The 17,692-nt window shown below is 51.9% G+C and carries 12 protein-coding genes and 1 riboswitch; of the genes, 5 read left to right on the plus strand and 7 right to left on the minus strand.

What is annotated here, in order from left to right:
- The first annotated feature begins 199 nt into the window (after positions 1-199).
- Positions 200-1,096, plus strand: a complete 897-nt coding sequence (locus JT719_RS06395) for an alpha/beta fold hydrolase (protein ID WP_242693086.1) — start codon at positions 200-202, stop codon at positions 1,094-1,096.
- Between the two features lie 199 nt (positions 1,097-1,295).
- Here the strand turns inward: JT719_RS06395 and JT719_RS06400 are convergent, their stop codons facing one another.
- Complete coding sequence (locus JT719_RS06400; RefSeq protein WP_207431764.1) at positions 1,296-2,621, minus strand: DUF6600 domain-containing protein; 1,326 nt, start codon at positions 2,619-2,621, stop codon at positions 1,296-1,298.
- Between the two features lie 404 nt (positions 2,622-3,025).
- Here JT719_RS06400 and JT719_RS06405 point away from each other — a divergent pair, with 404 nt between their 5' ends.
- The 3 genes from JT719_RS06405 (at position 3,026) to JT719_RS06415 (ending at position 6,965) form a co-directional block, all read left to right on the plus strand.
- A complete protein-coding gene (locus JT719_RS06405; protein WP_207431769.1) occupies positions 3,026-4,288 on the plus strand; it encodes a sensor histidine kinase in 1,263 nt (420 codons plus the stop codon).
- Positions 4,289-4,492: 204 nt separating this feature from the next.
- A riboswitch (SAM riboswitch) is annotated at positions 4,493-4,594 on the plus strand.
- A 365-nt stretch (positions 4,595-4,959) separates the two neighbouring features.
- Positions 4,960-5,943, plus strand: coding sequence for an ATP-grasp domain-containing protein (locus JT719_RS06410; protein WP_207431771.1), 984 nt, complete (start codon positions 4,960-4,962; stop codon positions 5,941-5,943).
- 2 nt (positions 5,944-5,945) lie between these two features.
- Complete coding sequence (locus JT719_RS06415; protein WP_207431773.1) at positions 5,946-6,965, plus strand: LLM class flavin-dependent oxidoreductase; 1,020 nt, start codon at positions 5,946-5,948, stop codon at positions 6,963-6,965.
- A gap of 169 nt (positions 6,966-7,134) precedes the next feature.
- Here JT719_RS06415 and JT719_RS06420 read toward each other — a convergent pair whose 3' ends face one another.
- The 6 genes from JT719_RS06420 to JT719_RS06445 form a co-directional block, all read right to left on the minus strand.
- Positions 7,135-7,644 (minus strand): hypothetical protein, encoded by a 510-nt coding sequence (locus JT719_RS06420; protein WP_207431775.1) that lies wholly within the window; start codon positions 7,642-7,644, stop codon positions 7,135-7,137.
- Positions 7,645-7,914: 270 nt separating this feature from the next.
- Positions 7,915-8,628, minus strand: coding sequence for a DUF4197 domain-containing protein (locus JT719_RS06425; protein ID WP_207431777.1), 714 nt, complete (start codon positions 8,626-8,628; stop codon positions 7,915-7,917).
- A 114-nt stretch (positions 8,629-8,742) separates the two neighbouring features.
- The gene (locus JT719_RS06430; protein ID WP_207431779.1) at positions 8,743-11,556 is read right to left on the minus strand and encodes an outer membrane beta-barrel protein; all 2,814 of its coding nucleotides are present in this window, start codon (positions 11,554-11,556) and stop codon (positions 8,743-8,745) included.
- A 622-nt stretch (positions 11,557-12,178) separates the two neighbouring features.
- Positions 12,179-12,382, minus strand: coding sequence for a hypothetical protein (locus tag JT719_RS06435; RefSeq protein WP_207431780.1), 204 nt, complete (start codon positions 12,380-12,382; stop codon positions 12,179-12,181).
- Positions 12,383-12,737: 355 nt separating this feature from the next.
- Positions 12,738-13,496, minus strand: coding sequence for a LytR/AlgR family response regulator transcription factor (locus tag JT719_RS06440; protein WP_207431781.1), 759 nt, complete (start codon positions 13,494-13,496; stop codon positions 12,738-12,740).
- Positions 13,477-14,562, minus strand: a complete 1,086-nt coding sequence (locus JT719_RS06445) for a sensor histidine kinase (RefSeq protein ID WP_207431782.1) — start codon at positions 14,560-14,562, stop codon at positions 13,477-13,479. Before JT719_RS06445 ends, JT719_RS06440 begins: the two co-directional genes overlap by 20 nt.
- Before the next feature lie 1,314 nt (positions 14,563-15,876).
- Between JT719_RS06445 and JT719_RS06450 the strand changes: the two genes are divergently transcribed.
- Complete coding sequence (locus tag JT719_RS06450) at positions 15,877-17,517, plus strand: M28 family peptidase (RefSeq protein WP_207431783.1); 1,641 nt, start codon at positions 15,877-15,879, stop codon at positions 17,515-17,517.
- Positions 17,518-17,692 lie beyond the last annotated feature (175 nt).

Consider the following 17,692-nt stretch of genomic DNA (forward strand, 5'->3'; position numbering starts at 1 on the left):
GAGACAAGGCACTGCCTTGTCTACACGACACCTGATCCTCTGTTTATCCATGTTAGAGAAATTCTATGGCGCGGAAGTTACTTCCGTGACTTTCTCGTTAGGCACGTAAGTAAATCCGCGCCATAGGTAAGCAGGACGTGTACTATTTATCCTCCCTCTTTCAAGCCTGTTTTCTTGAAATCTCCCCAAAAACAGAAATATGCTTACCCTGCACGTACAAGGGTTAGTCATCATCACCCAAGCCATGGAAATGAAAGAGCGAGATTATACTGCCAACGGCATTTACCTGCACACCTTTGAGGCCGGAGAACCTCGTCAACCAACCATCCTGTTTTTGCACGGCTTCCCGGAGTTTGGGTACGGTTGGAGGAAACAGCTCAGCTTCTTCACGGATCAAGGCTGGCACGCGGTGGCCCCGGACCAGCGGGGATATAATCTGAGCAGCAAACCGCAGGAAGTGGAGGCCTACACCATTGACCAACTCACGCAGGACATGGTGGAACTTATCCCGCAGATTAGCCAAGGGAAAGTGGTAGTGGTGGGACATGACTGGGGCGGGGCCGTGGCATGGAACCTGGCTTTGGAACATCCTGCGTTGCTGGAGAAACTGGTTATCCTGAACATGCCGCATCCAAAAGTAATTCATGAGCACCTGACGCATAACCCCAAACAGATGCTCAGAAGTTGGTACGCCGGCTTCTTTCAACTCCCTGGGGTTCCGGAAACGGTGAACAGCGCATTTGATTTCCAACTTATGAAAACCGCCATGACCAGAACCGCTAAACCGGGCACTTTTTCAGAAGAAGAGCTGGAAACGTACAAGAAAGCCTGGGAGCAACTGGGTGCTTTGGAAGCCATGATCAATTGGTACCGGGCTTACAAATACAACCCCATTGAACCAGACCATAAGATTAGCGTTCCTACCCTCATGATCTGGGGAAAACAGGATCAGTTCCTGGGCACAGAATTGGCTCAGCCCAGCATGGAACAATGCAACCAGGGAAAACTCATCTTCCTAGAAGAAGCCACCCATTGGCTGCACCATGAAGAACCAGACAAGGTAAACCAACTGATGTTAGACTTTCTGCGGGAGTAAGCAGCGGGATAAGGTGGCTCAGAAGATTTGGTGCTGAGCACCCAAAACCAGGTAATCTTTCTACTCTTATTTTCATGCTAAAACCACGAAAACAGTTCAAAAACAGCTTTTCAACCCATCAGCACCTTTAGAAACAGCACAAAAAAAACCGCACCTCAAAGAAGTGCGGCTTTCCTATCATTCATTAAATCAGCACTATTTAATTACGACCTCGCTGGCCTCCATCCCTTCCTGAGTCGGCACCCCCTTGGCGGGAAGAGCTTCTTTGGGCAGGAGCTTGCGCGGGAGCAGATCCCTGGCGGCTGCGCTGCTGGTATTGCCCTGACCCCGAGGATTCTTGCCGGGACCGGGTCTGGTATTGTCCTTGGCTTGGAGCCTCGCTTCTGCGGGTAGAGTACCCACTCTGGGAGCGTTCAGCAGAGCCATAGCCGGTAGAGGCATCTCGGGTACCGGTGGTTTCCATCTGTCTGGAACGTCTTGGGTAATCGGTTCCCTCAGTGCGCGATGGACTTGAATACTCCCCGGTAGCGGCAGGCGATCTACGCACGCTTTCCCTTTCCCGGGTTCCTTCAACGGTACTGCGCTGCTCGCCGGTGGCTTCTACCCCAGTGCGGCTTCTGGAAGAAGAATACCCATCATTGCTGGTACGGGTGCGGGAGGTTGATCCATCCATATCAGCGCGGCTCCGGTCTGCATTGCTGCTGCGGTCACTTCGGCCAACCGTCTCCCGGCTTTCATTGAAACGTGAACGGGAAGTATTATCCCGGGCGATTACCCTGGTTGGTGCTTCCTCGCGGCGCGAGTTTACGTCTGGCCGGTAAATCCGGACGGAGTTGTCTGCTACGGCGGTTCTGCCAGGTCTGCTGTCACGATCTACCCGGTACACGTTCACCTTGCGGTTGGTGGCTCGTTCAATGTCCTGGTTGCGGGGACCGTACACGTACCGGCGGTTATCGCGCTCATAGTAGTTGTTGATGATGGTGGTATTATGGTAAATGTTCACCACCCGGGTTCTGGGCACGCAGTAGTCATAGATGCGTGGGCTGGTGATATACATCACCGGAACAAAAATCCATCTAACCGGAGCCACCACATACGTCACCCTTGGTCCCATAGGCGCCCAACCGTAGTAGCCGCCGCCGTTACGCCAATCTACCCAGGCCGGTCCCCACTCATTGCCGGGTACCCAAAGCCAGCCGTAGAAATCGTCATAATACCAGCGGCCGTAGTGGAACGGTGCCCAGCCCCAGTCATAGTCAGAAACCCATGTGTTGCCGTACTCGGTCATCACCCAGTGCCCGCGGGTGGCATAGGGCTGAAAGTCACGCTCCACACTGGGTGACCACACATAGCCGTACTCGGGATCCCGAATCCAGCGGCCGTAGCGGTCCAGTTCGTCATAAAACGTCTGGAAAGACACCTGGTCTCCCGGACGTGCTGCCTGCGCCTCCGGAGAAGCTGCCAGGCCCAAGGTCAGAAGCATCAAAGCTCCCCAAACCCACAGATTGTTAATAAAGGTTTTCATGTGTACTGAAGTTTATAACCAAACAGCTGCCTCATGTTGGGAGCATTTACCAGCTTGTTGATTGCGGTATAGGAGAAAACACCTCCTAAGTGCTTTAAACCAAACATCTTGCCAAAACATATAATTTTACTAATCTTCTCTAAATTAAAATCATAAGCGGAAAAGCTCCCTAAAATCAGCCTAAAAGCAGCCCTGAAAACGAATAGACTTATTTGTAGTGGCTATGCGAAGAACGTAGAACCAAAGCAATCTTTTGTAAGACTTTTCTTATCTTTGCATCATCATGAAAACCCTCCCCCAGGTTCCTTCATGCTCTCTCGTATTAGCAGAGTATTGACTTGAACTTTTACTTTTTTAGTACTCCTCCCTCCTCCCAGGCAGAAGCGTTTAGGCAGGAGTATTCTTTGCAGAACCTGAGAAAGCTTCGGCTGGCCTCTACCATTACCCAGTTGGTACCTTGTGGTATTTTGCTGTTGCCGCTGGCATTTCCGTTCCTCAGCCACATCCCGCACGTCAACTTCTTCAGGGGTTTGAACATCTCCCTGGCCTTCGCCTCGGCCCTGTTCCAGGTGATGGAATGTTTCTGCTTTAACTCCCAGAAAACCCAGGACCAAGTCTGGAAGGCCCAATTGCTGTGCCTCCTGTTTGCGTTTACGTTGATTCTTTCCTGCCTGGGTATCACCTACATTGCCCAGAGCAACCCCAAAAACACGCTCACCATGTACTTGCTGGGCTTGGTGACGGTGGCGTTTCTCTGGGACTTTGAATATTACGAATCTCTGGCTCTGGTGGTGCTCTCAACGCTTGCTTTTTCTGGAGTACTGGGCCTGACGTCTCTGCCCATGGACCAGGTGGTCCTGAACCACTGCATGTCCTTTGTGATCATGACGTGCTTCTTTGTGTTATCCAGGGTGATGTACAGCCACCGGGCCACTTATTTTCTGCAACTCAAGGAGATTGAGGAAAAGAACCTGGAAATAGAAAAGGTAAGCCGGGCCAAGTCCGAGATTTTGGGCGTGGTAGCTCATGACCTCAGGAGCCCCTTCAACAACATTGAAATGCTCACCTCCCTTTTGCAGAAGCAGACGAACTCCCCGGAACAACAGCAGCAATACCTTAACCTGATCCTGACCAGCTGCCAGTCCTCGCGGCACATCATCAAAGAACTGCTTTACCTGTCCAAGGAAGAGCAGCAGGATAGCATTCCGCTGGAGAAAACAAATCTCTGCACTTTGCTGCAGGAGGTGCAACAAGAATGGGAAACCCAACTGCAAGGCTCCCGCCTCCTGAAACTCACCTACTCAGATACTCCGCTGTACGCCAACCTGAACAAGGAACGGTTCCAGCGCATCATGAACAACCTGCTTTCCAATGCGGTGAAGTTCACTCCCCACCAGGGCGAAATCACCATAGGATTGCAGCGAGCCGATAAAAAACTGCTCCTCACGGTGGCTGACAACGGCATTGGCATCCCAGATAAGTTCAAGGCGCAGCTCTTTGATCGGTTCTCCAAAGCCCGGCGGCGCGGCCTCAAAGGTGAGAAATCCACGGGATTGGGTCTTAGCATCTGCCGGCAGCTGGTAGAAAAGCACGGCGGCTCCATAGACGTAGAAAGCCAGGAACGCAAAGGCACAACCTTCCAGATTATCTTGCCCGCAGTCAACTGACCAGCTGCTTCGCTTTTTGGGCTGTTTTCACTAAAACAGGCTTTAAACGCAACACAGGTGCCACTATGATGGTGTCTCTCTGAATGATAGCGCCCTGAATTACCAGGATGATCTTCCTGCACAATTTTGCCCGAGGGCTTGCACAGTAAGTTTCCATGATGCACCTTTGCGGAAGTAAAGTCAAAATTACCCCTCCGGGGCATTGATTTATTAAGAAGAAGGGAGAGAACAGGCTCTGTGAACTTCTAGCAACTTAGGTAAGACTAGGTGCTAAATCCTGCCTAATTAAACTAGGAAAAATAAAGAACAGCCCATGCATCCTTCTTTGCTTTCTCAGACAGCATCTCGGGGAGTACTCCTGCCCCATTCTCTCAAGGCCAATTCCCATCCGGCTTCTGATTGTTGTTGCTGTTGCTGAATTCCCTCATTCTGAAATAAGACGAACATCAGGTCTCTGCACCAGCGGTTTTCAAGCATCGTTTCTGGGCTTTTTCAGGCTTCTTTTTCAAAAGTACCCCTGAAGTACCAACCTGATCAACGTCCTCTTTTTCATCCAACAGATTTTCTGTAGCGCCAGATTTTTATTCATCAAACCTAATAATCACCAAACTCTATTAAACCTATAGAGTATATCATTAACTTTCTTGCACACTACACAACCCATCACTAAAATGAGCACGAACAACCAAGTAAAACCGATTGCCATTTTCCACGAGCACCCAGACTGGTTCAAGCCTTTGTTTGAAGAGCTAGAGAACAGAGGAATCCCTTACGTGCGCCTGAACGCCGCTGAGCACACCTATGACCTGGCCGAAGAGGAAACTCCTTACAGCCTTTTCTTCAACCGCATGAGCCCATCTGCTTATTTACGCGGCAATGAGAACGGCATTTTCTATACTTTGGGCTTACTGGGTCACCTGGAGCGCACCGGCACTCCTACCGTGAACGGCCACAAAGCCTTCCAATACGAAACCAACAAAGCCCTGCAGCTTTCCCTGTTACAATCGCTGGGTTTGCCTTACCCTAAAGCCCGCGTGATCAACCACGCCTCCCAGGCTGTGAAAGCCGCCGATGGGCTGCGTTTCCCGGTGGTGGTGAAAGCCAACATTGGCGGAAGCGGCGCCGGTATTGTGAAATATGACTCCGTAGAAGCCTTGGCGCTAGCCGTTGCCAACAATGAGATTGACCTGGGCATTGACCACACCGCGCTGGTGCAGGAGTTCATCCCGGCCCGTGGCGGTTACATCCACCGAGTGGAGACCCTGGGCGGCAAATACCTGTACGCCATTAAAGTGTACACCACCGGCGAAAGCTTCAACCTGTGCCCCGCTGATATCTGCCAGACCACTACCGGTGTGGAGCTGGTGCGCAACGCCTGCGCCCTGGATGCGCCTAAAAACGGCCTCAAAGTGGAAGGCTATACCCCAGACCAGGAAGTGATTGATGCTATTGAGGCTATTGTGCAGAACTCGGGCATTGACGTGGGCGGCATTGAGTACATCGTTGACGACCGCGACGGCCAGCTGTACTACTATGACGTGAACGCACTGTCTAACTTCGTGGCCGATGCCGTGAACGTGATCGGGTTCAATCCGCACCAGCGTCTGGTAGACTTCCTGGAGAAAAAGGCGCAACTGGTAACCGAGGAGGTATAAGCATGCAGTTTGGTTATTGGCTCCCGGTATTTGGCGGATGGCTCCGCAACGTACCAGATGAAACCATGGAAACCTCCTGGGACTATGTGAAAACCCTGGCCCAGAAAAGCGAGGACTGGGGCTACAGCATCGCGCTTATCGCGGAACTGTACCTCAACGACATCAAAGGCGAAGAGGCTCCGGCGCTGGATGCCTGGTCTACCGCTGCCGCCCTGGCCGCCGTGACCCAGAAACTGGAACTGATGGTGGCCGTGCGCCCCACGTTCCATAACCCGGCGCTGCTGGCCAAAGCCGCCGCCAACATTGACCTCATCAGCAACGGGCGCCTGTCTTTGAACGTGGTGTCCAGCTGGTGGAAAGACGAGGCTACTAAATACGGCATCCAGTTTGAGCAGCACGATGACCGCTACGCCCGCACCAAGGAGTGGCTGGATGTGGTGACCAACCTCTGGGAGAAAGACCATTTCACTTACCAGGGCAAATACTACCAGGTCACCGATAACGTGCTGCAGCCCAAGCCCAAAAACAAACCGTTCATTTACGCGGGCGGCGAGTCTGAGGCGGCCAAGCAACTGATCTCCCGCCAATGCGACGGCTACGTGATGCACGGTGACTCTCCCGAAAAGATTGGGGAACGCATCTCAGACATGAAGCGCCGCCGCGAAGAAGCCGGTTTACCGCCCATGAAGTTTGGGGTAGCCGCCTATTCCATTGTGCGCGACACCGAGCAGGAAGTGAAAAAGGAACTGGAACGCATCACCAACGTGCAGGGCTCCGCCGCCGGTTACAAAAATTACCAGCAGTGGCTGGCCGGAACCCAACTGGAGCAACGCGTTTCTCTGGAGGATTACTCCGTTTCCAACCGCGGCCTCCGCACCGGACTCACCGGAACCACTGCCCAGATTCAGGACCGCATTGGCGAGTTTGAAAAGGCAGGCGTGGATTTCTTCCTGTTGCAGTGCAGCCCTCAGATCGAGGAAATGCAGCGCTTCTCCGAGGCCGTGATCCAGGTGCCCGCTTAATTATCATCATTCCACCCGGGCCTGAAAACCTTGGTGGTTAGAATACGCTTGAAAAAAAATAGGCCTGAAACGGAAGTTTCAGGCCTATTTTTTTAAACTGAGCTTAAAAGCTACTGATCGTTTCTTCTATTACTTAAGGAAGAATCAGATTTCCTGGAGCCGCAGCGCATCAGGAGTTCGCTCTGCTTTTCTTGTTGAATTTCTGATTGAAATCCCCGCCTCTTCCAGAACGCTCGGCGCGTTTGGCTTGCATCTGCTTGCGCTCGGTTTGGTATTTCTCAAACTGCTTTTTGTTCAGGATGTCTTTGAGCTCTTTCTCCCAATCGGCGCGAAGGCGTTGCAATTGCTCACGGCCCTGCTCATTGCGGTTGCCGCCTTTAGCGAACTCACCGCGCAGGCTCTGCATTTGCTGAGCATGTTTCAGGTTAAGCGCTTGCAATTTGCGTTCCTGGGATTTGTTCAGGTCCAGCTTCTTGGTGAGCATTTCGGTGCGTTTGGCGGCAATTTGCTCCGGAGTCAATTTCTGGCGCTTGCCCTCACCACGGCGGAAATCACCTCGGTCGCCACGGCCCTGCTCGGTTCTGTTCTCGGCGTTTCTGTCTCGGCGCGGACCATCCTGCGCATATGAAGTTCCTACTACTGCCAGGCCTAAAGCAATCATTACTGCTAATTTTTTCATTTTGTCTAAGGGTTTAAGTTTCTAGTGTAAGGCCAGGTTGTTTGACCTGGTTGCTAGGCTATTTGCAAAGCAGGTGCCAAAAACAGCCTGAAAACCCCTGTTTGAAGCCAACGGGACAAACCCCAAAGTGAAACGGACAGAAGCGGTAAGTGAAACGGGCAACCTGTTTTCAAGGTGTTTCCCTGAAAAGAAGCCCAAAACAAAAAACGCCTTCACCAATCAAGATGAAAGCGTTTCCAGAAGAGATTTTCCTAAGCGTGAAAGGACACTTTACTGCTGACTGAACACTTTTTTGAGCAACTCAGACGTGCGGGCCTGCGGATTCTGCCGGATGGCTTTTTCCTCTTTGGCCACCATCACAAACAAACCGTCCAGCGCCTTTTGCGTGGCATAGGCCTCCAGGTCTGGATTCACTTTCTTCACCAGCGGAATCTTGTTGTACGCCGAGATCAGGTTGTGGTAATATTGGGTGGCGTTCACCTTGCTCAGCGAGTTCTGGATAATAGGCTGGAACGCCTGGGTCAGCTGATCTGAGGTGGTGCGTTTGAGGTACCGGGTAGCCGCGTCCTGCTCGCCTTTCAGAATAGAGAAAGCATCCTGAATGGTCATCTGCTTGATGGCGGAGACAAAGATGGGTTTCGCTTCCTTGGCAGCATCCTCGGCGGCGCGGTTCAGGGCCAGCACAAATTTGTCTACCTCGCCGCCCATGCCAATCTGCCGAAGCCGCGTTTCCACGTTCTTCACCTCCGGCGGAAAAGGAATCCTGATCTCGGGGTTTTTAAAGTAACCGTCCACCTGCGAGGCTAAATCGGAACCGTTGGAGGCGCCTTTGGTCAAGGCTTCCTTCAGGCCGGCTCCTACTTCCTCCTTAGAAAGTTGGCCAGTGCCGCTCAGGATGGCACCTTTGATTTTATCCAGCTTGATCTGGGCCATCGCGCCATTGCCGGCCAGAAACAAGGCAATTAAAAGGATGAGATTTTTCATATCGGCCATGATATATGGTTCTTCTAATATAAAGCAAAAGCCTTCTGTTTATTGCTCTTTTCTGAGAAAATAAGCCGTAAACAGAAGGCTTGAGTGCTACTTAAGAGCGATGAATTAGCCCTGTGGTGGCGGTGGTCCGCCGGGCAAACCGCCCGGAGGCGGACCAGGGAACCCTCTGTCGCGGCTCGGTTCTGCCGGGGCGCTGCCGGTGAAGTTGCGCAGGTTGTAGGTGAAGGTGAGCATGAAGAAACGCTGCAGCACGCTGGATTGCACATCTTCCACGTACTGGGCGGTGAAGTTCCGCTGCACGCTCACGTTCTGGTTGAGCAAATCGTTCACGCTCAGACTCAGCTCGCCCTGCTGGTTTTTGAACAACTTCTTGCTGATGCTCATGTTCCAGAGCAGGTAGTTGGCATCTAACCCCGCAGATAAACCAGAGTTGTACTGGTGGTTCAGCTCGGTGCGGTACACTAGGCCCGGCCCGAAGATCCAGTTGTATTTCAGGTTGGTGTTCTGGGTGAAATAGTTGTTACTCTGCTGCGTAGGCAAAGAATTGTGCACAAAGTTGTAAGAAGAATTGGTGGAGAGATTGAAGTCTATCTTCTCACTGATGTTACTGCTCAACGACAGCCCCACTCCCACGTTGGGCGCTTTGGCAATGTTCAGCTCCCCGTTGGTTAAGCCCGGCGTGCGCGTGTACCCCACCGAGCCGTGCACCCCAACGTTAGACTTCAGCCAGTTCACCGGCTGGCCCAGGTGGAAAACCGAGCGTACATTCACGTAGCCATCCAGGTTCACTGGCGTGGTCAGTTGCTGCCCCTTTTCCAGCACCACGCCGTTGGCCAACGTGATAGGCTCCGCAGTGGCTCTGGTGATGCTGTTACCCACGTAGTTTTGAACCAGATTCCCGAAAACACCCACAAAAAAGATGCGGTTGGTCTCTGTATTGAAGTTGCGGAACCCGGTCCGGAAACTATGGCTGTAGGTTTGCAGCAACGAAGGATTTCCCTGGTACAACAGCAGCGGGTTGGTATTGTCAATGGCCTCAGACAACTGATCTACCGAAGGCGCATTGGTACTGGTGTTGTAGTTGAAATCAAAGTTCTTGGACTGGGAAATCTTGAGGTTCATATCCGCCGAGGGCAAAATGCTGGTAAACCGCCGGGTGTAGGTATTCTCACTGGGGTATTCCTGGTCAACCTCCAACGTAGCCAATTGGTAGCGGGTGTTTACGCGGAGCCGCAGTTTGCCCTGGTTGTACTGGTAACCGGTGCCAAAGCGCTGCGTGAAGTACCCACTCTGGAAGGTATTGCTCAGCGCTTGGTTCAGTTGGCTGTAGGTACCGGAGCCTTCGGCATCCAGCTCATAGGCTTTTTTGTCAGCATCGTTCAGTTGGTTGCCCAGGTTGTAGATGAGCTGCACATGGCCGTTTTTACCCACCGGCTCATTGTAGGTCAGGTCACCGACCCACGAGAACGTGTTTCTTTTCTGTTGGGTGAACAGGTTCTGAAAGGCATTGGTGTTGGTTCCGCGGTAGTAAAGGCTGGTCGCCGCCAAGGTATTGTCGCCGTTGCTGGTGCTGTAGCTGGTGTTGAGGCTGGCGGAGAGATTTCGGCCCGTTTTCCCGAATTTATGGCTAAACAGGATGTTGTTGTTGAACGTGAGCGCTTTGCTACTGGCTACTGTGGAGTTCTCAGAGGTATTCAGGGCGCCGTTCACGTTGGAAGTGGCACTAGAAACCTGGTTCGTTGAGCTGTTATCTTCCACCGTCAAACTGGGCGTGATCAACAGGCGGTTGTTGGGGTTGAGGTTATAATCCAGCCGGAAATTGAACACGTGGCTGGCCGTGGCCGTGGAACTCAAGCGGTTCTCGTTGTAGACCTGGCCCGAGTCTGACGGCAGCGTGTAGTTCTGGATCCTGAACTGATTGTTCCCGATGGTGCGGTCCGTGAACTTATAATTGCCGCTCACCTCTATCTTCTTGCCCCACAGATCACTGTAGTTTAGCCCGATTGTGTTGGTAGAAATCAGCCCCGAGGGGGTGCCCCCGCCCATGGGCGGACGCCGGCCCCGCATGCCGCCGCCGGGAGTCTCGCCAATGGAAAAGTCCAGCAGGTTAATGTTATTGGTGAGGCCGGTGAGCGTGAGGCGCTGATCGCCGTTGAACGAGTTCACCGCCGCACCCACCATGTACTTGCCATCGGAGCCGTAACCCGCTGAGGCTTTCCCGAACTGCCCTTTGCGTTTGTCTGGTTTGGTGATGATGTTGATGGTTTTGGCCGCGTGGCCGTCATCTACCCCGCTGAACTCGGCCTGGTCGCTTTTCTTATCGAAGATCTGGATGTTGGCGATCACGTCGGCGGGAAGGCTGCGGAGGGCGGCGCTGGGGTCATCGCTGAAGAAGCGCTTGCCGTCTACCAGCACCTGCTTCACGTCCTGGCCCTGCGCCTGCAGCGTTCCGTTGGTCACCGTAATGCCCGGCATCTTCTGCACCAGGTCCTCGGCGCTGGCATCCGGGGCGGTTTTGAAGGCGGCGGCGTTGAACTGGGTTGTATCGCCTTTCTGCTCGCCCGGCGGAATCTTGCCCACTACTTTCACTTCGCCCAACACCTGGCTGTTCAAAGCCAGGCTCAGCGTCCCTACATCTGTAGCCGTCAATACCGGCACCGATTTCTGAAAAGTCTGGTACCCCAGAAAAGTGACGTTCAGCCTATAGTTACCGGCTGGGACGCTCAGTTTGAAAGCTCCTTGCGTATCAGTTGCCGCCACCGATTGGGTTGAGTCCACTAACCTGGTAAGAATAACCGTAGCGCCGGGCAGCGCTGATTTGTCAGTGGCATCCACCACCTTACCCGAGACTGAAAAGGATTGTGCTGAGGCCTGGTACCCTCCCAAGAGCAGCAGTACCATGAATAGAAAACGCTTCATATTGCCTGTGTAAGAGTTTCTGTTTTGTTCCTGTTTTCCCAAAAGCAAGGCAAAAACCGAGGCTTTCAGGTTGATGCCGCTAAGTTCGGGCGGCCATCCACAGGGGAACAGGCAATACTGGGTGAAGCGGGCAAAAGGCTAACTGAAGTTGCTCATGCTACCAGCCAACAATTTCGGCTATGATCTCAGCTAAACGGTTCTAAAACGAGAGGTGGATTTCTTAGGCCTGGTTTGGGATAGGTCTGGCTTTATAGAGCACGGGATTGTAAAACTGTGAACTAGGGTAAATTCTCTGCTCTCAGTTAGCTGGCAGATTCAATTTTTTATGGTTGGTAACTGAACCCTCGCTCGCCTCTGGCGAGTGTGCGTTATCATGCGGCGTCTCGCCGCTGGGGACGCAGGTAGCCGAGGTGTGTCTAGCTCACCTGTACCCCAACAACGCAGCCAGAGGCTGCCCCATTACTCACACTCGCCAGAGGCGAGCGAGGGTTCAGGAAAGTTCTGAGAAGCGGAGTAGCCTTATTACATGATATTTCAGAACACTCTAAAACTAAACTGTTAATCATGGGAAAAAATGGTTTTCTCCACCAGCCTTCATTTGGAGTGCCAGCCTGCAAGCCCATTAGTAAGCAGAAGCAAAGGACTTCTTTTTCTCAGCCTTCAATTGCTGCTGTTTGACCTGTTTTAGCTGATCTTTCAGTTCCTTCAACTCCTGCAATAGTAACTGCGCTACTTTCTTGTTCATCTTCTGAAGTTCCGCTGAATACAAGCACTTCTGCTTAAGCGCAATCTCCTGCTCCAGTTTTCTGATTTGGCTATTTTCCATGACAACGGATGGGTTAAAAGTGGAGTAGCTGGTGTTTCAAATTCTTTCTATTTAGGGCAGATAAAGTTTTGTATTTGGCTTGATTCTATGAAAACAACCTCAAAACGGCTTGCTGTCTTTCCTGATGCCCCCCCTTAAGCCTGCAATGGCGCGGAAGTTACTTCCGTGCCTTCCTGACGTACTCTCAAGGCACGGAAATAACTTCCGCGCCATAGTCCAGTAGACAACTTTCTGTTATTAGCTTACTTTCAGAAAACGGCCTTAAAACAGCTACATGCTTCTCCCTGAAAGGACGGCAACTTCTTGCTGTACTAATGACAGCCATGCCCCATTCCACCCTTATCTCAAGCTTGTGTTACTTCGCCAGCCAGTTCAGGAACAGGGGGCTTTTGGCTTTGCTGACGATGATTTCTTCCTGGAACGGGATGTTCAACGTCACTGATAGCTTGCGGCCGAAGTATTGTGCGGCTTCTTTGATGGCTTTGTGGTTTACCAGGTACTGACGGTTGGCCCGGAAGAACTGACTGCCGCAGATGGCTTCCATCTCTTCCATGTTCTGGTTGAGGGTGAACTTGCGCTGGTCAAAGGTGACCACGTGCGTGATCAGGTTCTGGGAATAGAAGACGGCAATCTGGTCAATGGGCAGCGGAATGATCTTATCGCGTTGGTACACCAGCACCGAGGTTGGCTTCTGCACCAGACGGTTATCCAGCAGCTGCAGCAGGGCCTGGTAGTCTGGTTTACCTGGGGCCAGACTTTCCTGCAGTTGCTTGTATTTCTGCAGCGTTTTCTCAATAGTGGCCCTGTTGAACGGCTTCAGGATATAATCAATGCCGTTGGCCCGGAAAGCGTCCAGCGCGTACTCGTTGTAGGCGGTACAGAACACCACTGGCTTGGTGATGGACACGGCGTTGAAGATCTCAAAGCTCAGCCCATCGCCCAGCTGTATATCCGAGAAAATAAGGTCGGGTTGCGGATTTGCCTGGAAATACGCCACCGCCGCTTTCACCGAGGGTAGTACCGCCACAATCCTGGCGGCGGGCTCTACCTCCAGCAAGGTATCTTCCAGGTCTTCGGCGGTGAAGGGTTCGTCTTCAATTATGAGGATGTTCATTGAACAGTAACTTTAATTCAACAGAGAAATACTGGTCTGACTCCATAATGTTGATGCCGGTGCCGCAGATAACCTGGTACCGCTCAGACAAATTCCTGAGCCCGATGCCCGAGGAAGCCTCTAGGGTCTGCTTCTTCCTTTTGTTGTTGGTAACCACAATGGAATCATTGGTTTGGTACGCGATCTTGATGGTCAAGGGCTCCTCCACGGTGAAGGCATTGTGCTTGATGGCGTTCTCTACCAGCAACTGCAACGAGAAAATGGGCAGGCAACCAGTCAGGAGAATGTGCTCCGGTATGTCAATCTCGTAGCTGAAGGAATCTTTGAACCGCACTTTCTGCATCTCCAGGTAATCCACGCAAAGCTTGAGCTCCTCCTTCAGCGGAATGATGGCCTCGTTCCCCGAGTTGATGGATGCCCTCAGCAAATCAGAGAGCCGCACCAGGTACTCCTCGGCCTCGGGGCGTTGCCGCTTGATCAATGATTTGAGGGTAGTAAGCGAGTTGAACAGGAAATGCGGCTGCAGTTGGTGTTTCAGGTGCTGGTGCTGCGCAATGGCGTGGTTCATCTTGAGCTGGCTGTTCTCCACCGCAATCTGGGCGCTTTTCCGCTGCAAGATGATCAGATCCATGAGCACCAGAATGATGGTGTTGTTGGTGAGCGCCACAATGAGCGGCAGCACCCTGACCCGACCTCCGTCTGACAGCACAAAAATCACCGCCACACAGCCGTAATACAGCAAAGTAGTAAGCACATAACTGGTGACGTACCTGATGATGTTCCTGGTCTTGTCTTTCAGGTCTACCCTGCTCAGCCTGCCGTACAGGTAAATATTGATAAACCACAGGCAAAGCATGAGCACCGAGATGCCCACTACCGTAATAAGCATATGTTCCTGGGGAGGCGGAAAGTGCATCTCGCGCATCCGGGGCCGGGGCGGACGATTACCCAGGAAGAACGGCCGGCCGGCATTGATAACGGGAAACATACTGATTACCCCCCAGGCCACCGAGGTAATCAACGCTATTCTCCATAAGCCTTTTTTATAGGAATCTGGCTCTAACATTTCTTAAGCTACTTGAATAATTCAACACTACAGGCGTTCTGCCCGCTTCCTACTCTTTTACCTGTTCTTGCACCTGTTAGATCATACCAAACCAGAGGTGACAATGGAGCCCGGCAGAACAACTCCAGAATCAATGGTCGCCACACCAAAATACTTCATGTTTTAGTCTTTCAAGTGTAGCCTAGGTCCTTGTCATGACCGAAGAATCTCGGCGCCCAATTGAGCAAATTCCGGTAACTTCTTATTGTGAAAAGGTCAATGACACAGTGAGGCACCTATTCTAAACCACAAAGTAGGGCTTAGGAGGCGTTAGAACCAATCAAAAAACGGGTAAAGCAGACAATACTCCTGGTGAAGTGGCAAGAACCGGGTGTGTAGCTGCCTTACAAAAAAGGTACATTTCTGCAGGTGCCCAGTCCTGTTCAGGCGCTTTCTGCCGCATTGGGTTATAGGTTTTAGTACAATCCGGGTAAAGAATCGGGCTTTCCCCCGCGTCTCAAAAAAGAAGATAAAATTTTTTCAAGCCCGGAACAGATTTTGCCTACTTGATCGTTGTAGATACAAGAATCATCCTTGAGAAAAGAATTTGGCGTTTGTTGTCATTTTTCAAATTCTTCTCGTAAATTCAATGAATTCTATCAAGGATTGATGCATAAACTGAAGGGAGAGAACAGGCCCTGAGATTTTTTGGCAGCTTTTCAAAAGTGTTGATGTTAGCCTGTTCTATTTAGGAGATTTGAACTTTAAACTAATGAGATTTACCACACTTTCCTCTATCGCTTCTTTATTGAACGATCTGATTTCTAAACTTATCGGCCCTACGTTGCAGCCAGTTCCGGTTCCGGTACGTCAGCAATCCCGCTGATTTCTTGCCCGGTACTACCTGCTGTCAACCAACGTTCACAAAGGCTTTTCCTATTGACACCATCCACCTAAGAATTCACGAATCCCTGTAGCTGGTAGCCGCAGGGATTTTTTGTTTTAAGGCGAATGTGTAATTACATCGGCCCTGTGTTGAAGTCAGAATAGCCTTCAATCTGTTTCATAGGCATTTTCTGAAAAACTGCCCTGAAACGGATGAAAGAAATAACAGGCCAAAGGATGGTATTCGTTTTAAGGGTGTTTTTGGCAAAATTGCTCTAAAAGAGGACCTCACCGGTGGTCAGAGAACTTCTTACCGGGCACTTCTTAGTTTATTTAGTAATTTCCCTCCTGAAACGTACCCGAGGCTCAATTTTTGCGGCAGGGCTTAAAGCCTGAGGCATTCTACGCCGAGGCCAACCAAGTGTAGTTAAGTAAATCCTTTTGTTCTAAATGAAAATTGCACCCTTTCTGATCAGTGCCTTGCTACTCTCGGGCACTGCGTTCTCCCAGTCACTGAAACTGGACAAAGATGTGACCAAACAACTCAAAGCCGTGAAACCGGAGGCCATCAAAGGCCACATCCAGTACCTGGCCGATGATAAACTGCAGGGCCGTTTACCGGGCACTCCGGGCTACCAGATGGCGGTAGACTACGTGGTTGACCAGTTCAAAAAACTGGGCGTGCAACCGGGCGGTGAGAACAGCACCTACCTGCAGACCGTGAGAATCAGGAAGGCATTCACCGGCAAAGATGCCACCCTGAGTTTTACTACGCCCCAGGGCTCCAAAACCTTGGAGGCAGGCAAAGACTTCACCTTCTACCCCAACCCGCAAAACCCATCGGTCAGCCTTGACGCTCCCCTGGTGTTCGCCGGGTACGGCATCACCGCCCCTGAGGTAGGATATGACGATTACGCCAACCTGGACGTGAAAGGCAAAGTGGTGGTGATCCTGCGCGGCGCGCCCCAGAAATTCCACTCTACCATTGCCGCCGCCAGCATGAATTTCTCCACCATTCTGCAAAATGCGGTGAACCACGGCGCGGTAGGCGTACTGGTGGGCAGCACCAATCCCAGCCCCAGAGTAACGGTTCCCAATCTTTCGCGTGGGGTGAACAGCGTTATGACCGCCGATGGCAAAGTGGCCGCCTCGGGTTCTTATGTGTCTGATCAGTCTAAGGTGTTTGGGTACGTGAACGCCGCCACCTTCCACACGCTTATGCAAGGAGCCGGGCTGGACACCGCCAAGGTAGTAGCCACCTTAAAAGGTGGAAGCACCACTTCCGCCGCATTACCCGGCAAAATCTCGGCCCGCTACACCACCACCTACCAGGATTTCGACACTTATAATGTAGTGGGGAAAATCACCGGGTCAGACGCCACCTTGCGCGAGGAGTACGTGGTACACAGCGCTCACCTGGACCACATGGGCATTAGTACGCCGGTGAAAGGCGATTCTATCTATAACGGCGCGCATGACAATGCCTCCGGGGTGGCCAGCGTGCTGGAGATTGCCAAGATTTACTCTAATCTGAAACAGAAACCCAAACGCTCCCTCCTGTTTGTGTTGGTGACCGGCGAGGAAATGGGCTTGCTGGGCTCGCAGTACTTTGCCAAGTACCCAACCGTGCCTAAGAAGAACATTGTAGCCGACATTAACACCGATATGCCAACCATCATCGCGCCGCTGCTTTCGGCGGTGGCCTTGGGGGCCGAGCACTCCTCACTGGCTAAACCAGTAGCGAACGCAGCCGGTTACTTAGGCATTGCCGTGGAAGCTGACCCGGAACCAGACCAGAACCGGTTCATCCGCAGCGATCAGTTCAGCTTCGTAGCCCAGGGAATTCCGGCCTTGCACATCAAATACGGAAACAAAACCAAAGACGGCCAGAACAACCTGAACAAGCAGGTGGAAGTGTGGCGCGCCAATTTCTACCACAAACCACAGGATGAGCTGAACGATACCTTTGACTTTGAAGCCGGCAAGAACTACGTGCAGCTGAACTTCCTGATCAGCTACCAGGTGGCCCAAACTCCTGAACGCCCTACCTGGAACGCCAACGACTTCTTCGGGGGCAGATACCAGCAATAAACAGAACTTATCGGTTACATGAACCACCCGAATCGGGGCTGTTTTCCGGAAAACAGCCCCGATTCGGGTGGTTTGCTTTTAGGTACTTCTTCAGCAAGAATACATTGCAGAATTGGAGTTAATAAGATACCTCAGGAATTTGAGGTTGAAGGAATTGCATCCAGCCTTAACCAGA

The organism is Sabulibacter ruber (genome assembly GCF_017355955.1).
GTDB lineage: Bacteria > Bacteroidota > Bacteroidia > Cytophagales > Hymenobacteraceae > Nibribacter > Nibribacter ruber_A.

What these genes read in the sequence shown, in the direction of transcription:
- JT719_RS06395 (WP_242693086.1), top strand. Translation starts at nt 200, where the DNA reads ATGCTTACCCTGCACGTACAAGGGTTAGTCATCATCACCCAAGCCATG.
- JT719_RS06400 (WP_207431764.1), bottom strand. Translation starts at nt 2,621, where the DNA reads ATGAAAACCTTTATTAACAATCTGTGGGTTTGGGGAGCTTTGATGCTT.
- JT719_RS06410 (WP_207431771.1), top strand. Translation starts at nt 4,960, where the DNA reads ATGAGCACGAACAACCAAGTAAAACCGATTGCCATTTTCCACGAGCAC.
- JT719_RS06415 (WP_207431773.1), top strand. Translation starts at nt 5,946, where the DNA reads ATGCAGTTTGGTTATTGGCTCCCGGTATTTGGCGGATGGCTCCGCAAC.
- JT719_RS06420 (WP_207431775.1), bottom strand. Translation starts at nt 7,644, where the DNA reads ATGAAAAAATTAGCAGTAATGATTGCTTTAGGCCTGGCAGTAGTAGGA.
- JT719_RS06425 (WP_207431777.1), bottom strand. Translation starts at nt 8,628, where the DNA reads ATGAAAAATCTCATCCTTTTAATTGCCTTGTTTCTGGCCGGCAATGGC.
- JT719_RS06430 (WP_207431779.1), bottom strand. Translation starts at nt 11,556, where the DNA reads ATGAAGCGTTTTCTATTCATGGTACTGCTGCTCTTGGGAGGGTACCAG.
- JT719_RS06435 (WP_207431780.1), bottom strand. Translation starts at nt 12,382, where the DNA reads ATGGAAAATAGCCAAATCAGAAAACTGGAGCAGGAGATTGCGCTTAAG.
- JT719_RS06440 (WP_207431781.1), bottom strand. Translation starts at nt 13,496, where the DNA reads ATGAACATCCTCATAATTGAAGACGAACCCTTCACCGCCGAAGACCTG.
- JT719_RS06445 (WP_207431782.1), bottom strand. Translation starts at nt 14,562, where the DNA reads ATGTTAGAGCCAGATTCCTATAAAAAAGGCTTATGGAGAATAGCGTTG.
- JT719_RS06450 (WP_207431783.1), top strand. Translation starts at nt 15,877, where the DNA reads ATGAAAATTGCACCCTTTCTGATCAGTGCCTTGCTACTCTCGGGCACT.